Below are 8,068 nucleotides of genomic sequence, written 5' to 3' on the forward strand. Positions count from 1 at the left end.
ATGGTTTTTATGGATATTTTAGGTATTATTCCTTTCGTTTTTTGGCTTATAGTTATCATAGGAGGAATATATTTACTTATAAAATTTCTCAAGAAAAAATAAAAAAGCCTAAGATCTTAGGCTTTTTTATTGGAATCAACTTTTAGAAAGAAATCCATCCACCAGTTTTCCAGTCTGACCGTGTAGAATCCACTTTATAGTATCTGTTTTTTCCATCTCCACGAGCATAAAAATCAACAGAGTCATTAATGAAACCTAAACTACCAGTTGAGTATACTGTCCATGAAGCTCTTCCATAGGCATCTCCACCACTTAAATAACCTTTTCCAATTCCTTTTTGCCATATCATAGAAGGATTTATGTTACTGTGGCTTCCGTAATTATCTAAAACTTTTGTAGCTGTTGAACCTGAATAGTTAAAAACAACTGTACTATATAATGTAGTTGTTTTAATACCTAAAACATACAGTTTATAGGTAGCAGTTACAGTTTTTTTCCCAGTCGCTAATACTCCTATTGAAGGGTTAGTATTTGTTTGTAGTTCTACAGGTACTTTATTTCCTTCTATGTTAATGTTTGATACGCCAGGATTAGCATTTGCTGTACCGATTAATTTCATATAATTATCTGGTTGTAATGCTAAAAGAAAAGTGTTTTGTTCTTCTTCACTTAAATTTTTAAATGCTTCTAATCCTTCTGCTGCGTAGTCATCTATTTTGCTTTCCTTTTCTAAATACTCAATATAATTAGCTGGTGATTCAATATACTTCAGTCCATCTTCAGTAGAGATACTTTCTGCATTAGCTGATTTTAAATCTAAACCAAAATTACTAATTAATAAAAATACAAGTGAACCTAACACAAAAACAATTCTTTTCATACTCATAGAAACAATCTTCCTTCCCCTTAATTTTTTATATCAATCCGAATAATTTCCAGATTAATAACATAGATAATAAAAAAATGGAAAAAAATAAGAATATTCTAGGGGGTATATATTGTGCAGGAGGAAGTAAAAGCTATTTTAATAGGTTTTGTTACTCTAATCGCTGCTTATTTGACTGTGTTTTCTTTATGGTTTTGTTTAGTTGCAATAATATTTGGAGTTATAGGATATAAACAGGCAAAAAAAATTAAAGAGAGAAAAAACAATTATATTTTTATGGGGAAAATATTAAATAGTATAGGGATTTTGTCTTCTATACTGCTATTTATGTATTATGTAACCGGTCCTATTTAATTTCGGTTTTAAAAAAGAAAATACCTCCTTTTATAGAAAAAAATTACATTTCATTTAAAATATGAACTTTTTATTTCGTATTAGGATAAAAAGAAAAAAAGCATAGGAGACGATCCTATGCTTTTTATTTTATTAATTTCAAATATAATCTAGTAAATTAGTATTGCTAGAATAGATTGATAGGTATAAAATTACAGATAACTAAATAGTCCGGATAATGAAAAAGAACTCCAACTGTTAAAGTGGTGTTGGTCGCACCCTTTAACCGTCTCCCTATTCTCGGTAGGGAAACACTTGTCGAAGTCCTTTGAACATATAACGTTAAGTATTATATACCAATCATTTTAGTGTATAAAACACGTTTATTCAAGGAAAAAAAGTTTCCTTTTTTCGATAACTTTTGATAAAAGACACTGTTTCCCATTGGTTTATGGGATAATAGTGTCTTTTTTTGTTCCGAAAAAGGAGAAATTGAACATGACAGTATTTGTGGAATCACACCAATTTAATCAAATGATATCTTACACACCATATGTAGAAACAAAAACAGAAAAGAAAAAAGTTAAGTACAGTTTATTAGAATCTATTCAAGAGTCCATAGGGGATAAATGGTACCGACTAAAAGAAGGAACAAGACAGGCTTTTGATATGGTCTGTTTCTTCAGTACGGAGTTAGGATTCTTTTATGCGAGTGACGAATACCTGGCAAAAAGGAACGGGATCAGTGACCGAACTATCCAATATCGCCTGAAAGAGCTAGTAGAACTGGGACAAGTTATAAAAGTATATCGACGTGCCAGAAAGTGTAACGGTCGGGGGAACCCAGTCTATCTATTTGTTAATCATCCTTACTTCCAATATTGGGTGAATTTATTAGGACTTGATAGGACTAATTTCCAAACAGATTGCGAAACAGAAAACAGCGAAAAGCCTTCTGGCAGTAGGGAAAAAGAAGGGGAAACTTTTTCTACCTATCTAGTACCTGAAAAACAAGAAAATAATATATATAAGCAAGCTAATAAAATAATTCAATATGTAACTAATAGAGTTACTGATTCCATAAAAAAAGGCACTAAAATCACATACATGTCCAGTTACGTAGATACATTGGTTACAAAATTAGAATGGCAAGCTCTTTATGCTGAAAATAATCGTCAAATTAAGGCTAAACAGCAAGCACATAACGAATCATATGAGAAGGTCAAAGGCATGTTAGGAAAAGAACCTGTTAAAAAGGTACCTTTCTACAATTGGTTAGAAAATTAAAATGCCATTTAAAACGTATTTCAAAGCGATTATATACACTTTGAGTTTATAATCCCAACTTCATTGAACTATGCCTGCTAACTTTACGTTTTGTATAAGTTTCTTTGAATAAGACACCCTAAAAAAAGGGGATTAGTAGCATTTTTTGTTTTTTCCTAAACCCTAAACAGAGCTTTTTATTAAGCCACTTAGGAGGGTTTCACATGAAAGGAAACCATGTAGATTTAACAGCTTCTGAAATAGCAATTCTTTGGACTGCCTATATGAATGACAGCATGAGTAAATGTATTTTAGGTTATATGCTAAAACATATAGAGGACAAAGAGATTAAACCAATTATTCAGTTTTCATATGATCTGTCAGCTAGTCATATAGAAAAACTCATCACTATATTTAAACATGAAAACTATATTATACCGAATGGGTTTTCTGAAGCAGATGTTAATATGAATGCACCGAGTTTATTTACAGATTTATTTTGTATAAGCTATGTCAATCATATGGCAAGAGCTGGATTATTAGCCTATGGTGGTTCTCTTGGCATGAGTATTAGAAAAGATATAAGGGATTATTTTATAGAGGGAATCTCTGAAACGACTAAATTATATGATAAAAGCACACAAGTAATGCTAAATAAAGGGATATTTTTAAGAGCACCCTATATACCTGTTCCAACTGAGACGGATTACATAGACAGTAAAAAGTATTTAGGTGGATTTAATCTATTAAGCGACAAGCGTCCTTTAAATGCAATTGAAATTTCTCACTTATATTTAAATATTCAAACCAATCATATAGGGATGAAAATTAGCCTTGCTTTTGCACAGACTTCGCCATTAAAAGAAGTTCAGGACTTTTTGTTAACTGGTAAAGAGATATCCAAAAAACATATGAAAATTTTTATGGATTCTTTGCTTGGTTGTGATATTGAAGCACCCATGTCACCCGATCATGGTATTTCTGATTCCACGACCCAAACGTTTTCAGACAAATTAATCATGTTCCATATGGCATTACTAAGTGCAAGTGGAACTGGTAACTATGCTACTGCAGCCGCAGCTAGTCAACGCAACGATCTAGCAACTAGTTATGAACGCCTATCCCTTGAAATTGCTACATTTGCAAAGTCGGGAGCCGACATTATGATAAAGAATAATTGGCTTGAACAACCACCAGGAACTAAGGATAAAACGAAGTTAGTGAAAAATAAACATGATGGTCATTAAATGTAAAGCCAACTTAAACCGAAGGGAGGTCATTTATTCAATCGAAGAAGTAAATGATTTAGGGGTATATTAATTTTGGGACACTTAACAAGAGTTGTTTTAAGCCTTATTTTAGCGATTTTATTTAAATTACTTATTTAACTACTCTTATTTAAAAAGCAACGCTTTAAAAAGTGATTATGAAGGTCTAGTGAGCATTAGAGAGGAATTTTATCTCTAAAAATGACCACTTTTTTTGTATTTGTATTTCCTTTAATCATCAGCTCAAAAAAACTCCGACTATTTAGCCGAAGTTCATACTCTACAGTAGGTTAATTAAATTTTATTAGTTTGGATTAACTTTATACAGGGGGATTTTATCTATTGCCTGCTTTTTAACAATCTTTTTGTATTCAAATCCTAATAACAAGTGCGGTTCATATCTAATTCTTTTTTTCAAATTCTTTTTTTTGCATTTTTATAATAAATAATGTTTGAAAAGTAGAGTAACCTAAACCTAGGATAGTCAAAACAATACCGCTGTATAGTCCGCGCTTTCTTGCTTTTTCTTGAATGTAGTGAGTGAAATAAGCATTAGAGATGGTGCAAAAAATCATGATACCAATGGTTAATAAAACACGCATATCAAATTTCTCCTTTCTGTAACTTTAGTTTTTCCTAAAAAGATTAAGCTATGAAGGAAAGATTTAAAGAGACTAGTCGCCAATAGTTCTTTAGAATAATGGTTGTTCTTTTGAATTGGATCATTCTGTTTTCTAATTTCAAAAAGCAAAAATTCTATCTTTTGAATGTGGTTACATATTATAATAAAAAAAGGCTACAGATACTTCAGATCTATAGCCTGACCAACTCTTTATAGGGTTGGCTCCCATACTAAAGTATGAAATGACCTCCTACGAATAAATCGAAGGAGGTCATTTTATTTTATTCAAAGAAACATCAACGTTGACCTATTGGTCATTATTTGACCCTGTGGTCAACACTAGTTTAAGAGAGTTACTTTTTATTTTCAATTCCTAATATCTCTCTAGCTAAATGTATATCCATTGCTTGAATTTGTTCTTTTCTTTCCAAGATGGCCTTTTGGAAAGAAGCGATTAGCTTGATTGCTTCTTCCTCCCCTTCTATCTTTAAATGCTTCTCCATTAATGCCCCAATTTGAATGAGTCTTTTTGTTCTAGATTTACGCTCTTTTTCCTTTAATTGATTCGCAAGCCTTTGCTTCTCAGCTTGCATCTTCTTAATCTTTTCATCCATATCTAGCAATCTCTCTTCTTCTGTCTTTCGAGCCATAGCCCTCACTCCCCTTATAACCTTGTTTCCTCCATTATAATCAAATTATAGCTATAACACTAGAATAACAAAGTAGTATCTTCACTCTGCATGTGGTATAATCACCCCAATGAACAAAGTGAAGAAGGGCGCACTTATACAAACTTCGTTTGTGTGCGGTTTGCGTTGCAAACAAAGAGCATATTCGCTTGGTGCGAATACAAAATCAAAACCCTCCATTCGCTAGTGGGCGAATGAGTATCCGCCATAATGCGGATACAAAAAAGGATTCGGAAGATTTTTATAAATACTCGTTGGCAATGTCAGCAATTGTTCAACTTGTCTTTATAATTTCTCCGAATTCATTTTTAAAAAATAAAAAAGGAGTAGATAGCCTTCTACTCCCTTTTTGGTGTGATACATGAATTTCAACAGTTGGCTTTAATATTTTGTTCCATTATGGAGTTTGTTATTCAATTTAAATTTAAAAAGGAGGTACAAGGATATGGCGATCTATCATTTCTCTGCTCAAATGATTTCCAGAGGAAAAGGGCAATCCGCAGTTGCGGCTGCTGCCTATCGTTCTGGTCAGCGTTTAGTCGATGAGCAAACAAATGAAAGTAAGTTTTACAAAAGAGAAGTGCAACCAGAAACCCATATTCTTGCCCCTGAAAAATCGCCAGTTTGGATTCAGAATCGTGAGATTCTTTGGAATGAAGTGGAACATTCCGAGAAAAGGAAGAACTCTCAATTAGCCAGAGAAATCAATGTAGCACTACCTAGAGAACTTTCTCAACAACAACAAACAGAATTAATCAAAGGGTACATCCAGGATCAATTTGTAGATAAAGGCATGGTTGCTGATATCGCTATCCATCGGGATGATGCCAACAATCCTCATGCTCACGTCATGCTGACAACACGAGAAATTTCAGAAGATGGATTTACTACGAAGAATCGTGATTGGAATAAAAAAGACCTGCTGGAGCAATGGAGAGAGCAGTGGTCCGAGTATGCAAACAAAGCATTAGAACAAGCACAAATCAACGAACGAATCACACATAAATCCCATGCAGATCGTGGACTTGAAATCTTACCTACTGTCCATATGGGGCATGTTGCTTCTGATATGGAGAAAAAGGGCATACAAACCGAACGAGGGGCTATTAATCGTGAAGTTCAAAAGCATAATGCGATTGTTTATGACCTTCAAAAGTATCGTCAAGAGAAGCAACAAAGAGAAGCAGCGTTAAAACTGCAGGAGCAAAAGAAGAAAGTAGAATTAACTCCTGAAGAACAAAAAATAGTTATCCTAGCTAAACAGATTATTGGTGATACACCAACTATGACAAGCATTGCTAGCTATAGAAAATCATTAGAAATACAGACCAAAAAACAAAAACAAGAAATAGAATCTATAAAGACACAAAATCATGTCGTTTCCGTAGCTGAACAAGCCGAAAAGCAACTTTCTCATTATGAAAAAACCTTAGAAGAATTAAAGGGAAAACTGGATAAGACAGGATTGTTTAAACGAAAAGAAAAAGAAATTTTACGCAATAAGATTACAGAAGTACAAGGTGAAATTCCAGAGCAAGAACAGCATTTGGCTCAATGCTTAAAAGAAGCTAATTTGGCTAAAGTGGAAGAGATTCCATTTGCTAAAAAGAATTTGAATAAACAACTGAAAGTAGCTACTCAAAAGCTTCAAGAAAACAATCTGACATCCATTGAACAGAAAATAGTTCTAAAGCAAACCGAAGAAATAATAAAGCAGCAAGTCATACGTAAAGTCATTTCTCACTATCCTGAACTTCAAAATGCCGAAAAATTCTTATCGTATGAGACTGCGCAAAAGCTAAATAACCTTAATAAAAAAGCTGAAAAGATTGTCGGTATAGATAGTATTAAATCCACTATTCGTGCTCGGAACAGACATATTGAAGAACATAAAAACTTTTTACAAAAGTTCCAAGTAGGTATTCAGCGAATCCAAAGGGTAGAAAAGTATTTTGATCAATTATTAGAGATTGAACAACGTTTGCAAAAAATTGATAGTAATCCCTTGTTAAAAGGAAAGGTACTTCATTCTGAAACAAATAAGAAAGCCTATGACGACCTTTTAAACATACAGAGTAAGTGCCAAGAATCTTTAAAAAAAGAAGGATTTCGAGATAAAGACCACTTTATTCATAATCGAGATAAGATTCTAAGTAATATGGACTTGAAAGATAAAACAATAAAAGAAATCGAAGATTTACAGTTAGGGAAGCATCAAGGTGGTTATGGAGCAAGCACAGAATTCTTGTCAGCCATCATCCGAGGCCTAGAACAGGCCCGAAACCAAACTCGAGGGGTAAATCCTAATGAGAAGCAAAAACAACGCTTAAAAGGGCAAAGAAATGAGTTGGAACGGTGATTAACACTGATAAAGAGAGTGAGCAATTCATACTTCTTTCATTTCAAACATATTATTGATCATGTAATACCTCCTTATTATGTAATCCTTAACAGAGACAACTGAGGGAGTTGTCTCTGTTTTGATTTTTGTTGTCAAACATGAAACTAACTAGCAATCCGCAGCAATTAAAAGAAAATGAAAGATCGCCGATATCATTATTGTTCCAAGTTTATATGTATTTCCCAAACCTAAAAAGACGGAATTTGCCCAAATATGGCCGAATTCCGTCTTTTGTTTTGTTGGTTGCTTGGGATAAGACGCATTATGTTAACTAACTAGCAAAATACTATCTAATTCTATTAAACACTTACAAAATAAGAATAAGAAAAAAATGTTATTATTAGTTATGATTTCCAACACAACGGGAGTAAAGTATCAACTAAGAAAAGGAGATGATTTCATGAAGCGAATTGATGTTGTTTTACTATTCGTGGTTGTAGTAATCTCGGTATTGCTGTTTCTTCTACTACTTCAAGGAAAATTGTCTAATGGCTATATAGTTCTAATAATATTAGGATTTGGATTAATTGTTGGATTCATTAGACGTTTTTTTTTTAACAACAGAAACTTGATTAGCAAAAAGAAAATTTAAAAAATTGAAGG

Annotated in this window: 8 protein-coding genes; 5 read left to right on the forward strand and 3 right to left on the reverse strand. The window is 33.0% G+C overall.

What is annotated here, in order from left to right:
• Positions 1–142 precede the first annotated feature (142 nt).
• A complete protein-coding gene (locus tag MKX82_RS30280) occupies positions 143–886 on the reverse strand; it encodes a hypothetical protein (RefSeq protein WP_341082325.1) in 744 nt (247 codons plus the stop codon).
• Positions 887–1,000: 114 nt separating this feature from the next.
• On the opposite strand from MKX82_RS30280, the gene MKX82_RS30285 reads away from it, so the two are divergent.
• The 3 genes from MKX82_RS30285 (at position 1,001) to MKX82_RS30295 (ending at position 3,732) form a co-directional block, all read left to right on the forward strand.
• A complete protein-coding gene (locus MKX82_RS30285; RefSeq protein WP_341082326.1) occupies positions 1,001–1,240 on the forward strand; it encodes a hypothetical protein in 240 nt (79 codons plus the stop codon).
• Between the two features lie 477 nt (positions 1,241–1,717).
• Positions 1,718–2,506, forward strand: coding sequence for a hypothetical protein (locus MKX82_RS30290; protein WP_341082328.1), 789 nt, complete (start codon positions 1,718–1,720; stop codon positions 2,504–2,506).
• 203 nt (positions 2,507–2,709) lie between these two features.
• On the forward strand, positions 2,710–3,732 hold the full coding sequence (locus MKX82_RS30295; RefSeq protein WP_341082329.1) for a DUF3231 family protein: 1,023 nt from the start codon (positions 2,710–2,712) through the stop codon (positions 3,730–3,732).
• A gap of 422 nt (positions 3,733–4,154) precedes the next feature.
• On the opposite strand, the gene MKX82_RS30300 is transcribed toward MKX82_RS30295, so the two are convergent.
• Positions 4,155–4,355 (reverse strand): hypothetical protein, encoded by a 201-nt coding sequence (locus MKX82_RS30300; RefSeq protein ID WP_341082330.1) that lies wholly within the window; start codon positions 4,353–4,355, stop codon positions 4,155–4,157.
• A 373-nt stretch (positions 4,356–4,728) separates the two neighbouring features.
• On the reverse strand, positions 4,729–5,025 hold the full coding sequence (locus MKX82_RS30305; protein WP_341082331.1) for a hypothetical protein: 297 nt from the start codon (positions 5,023–5,025) through the stop codon (positions 4,729–4,731).
• Positions 5,026–5,509: 484 nt separating this feature from the next.
• Here MKX82_RS30305 and mobQ point away from each other — a divergent pair, with 484 nt between their 5' ends.
• Together mobQ and MKX82_RS30315 are read left to right on the forward strand one after the other, a co-directional pair.
• Positions 5,510–7,423 (forward strand): MobQ family relaxase, encoded by a 1,914-nt coding sequence (gene mobQ, locus MKX82_RS30310; RefSeq protein ID WP_341082332.1) that lies wholly within the window; start codon positions 5,510–5,512, stop codon positions 7,421–7,423.
• A gap of 140 nt (positions 7,424–7,563) precedes the next feature.
• Positions 7,564–7,740 carry a hypothetical protein gene (locus tag MKX82_RS30315; RefSeq protein WP_341082333.1) on the forward strand — a complete coding sequence of 59 codons (177 nt, stop codon included), beginning with the start codon at positions 7,564–7,566 and terminating at the stop codon, positions 7,738–7,740.
• The last annotated feature ends 328 nt before the right edge of the window (positions 7,741–8,068 follow it).

The sequence above is a fragment of the Niallia sp. FSL R7-0271 genome (genome assembly GCF_038005785.1).
Taxonomy (GTDB): Bacteria; Bacillota; Bacilli; order Bacillales; family Cytobacillaceae; genus Niallia.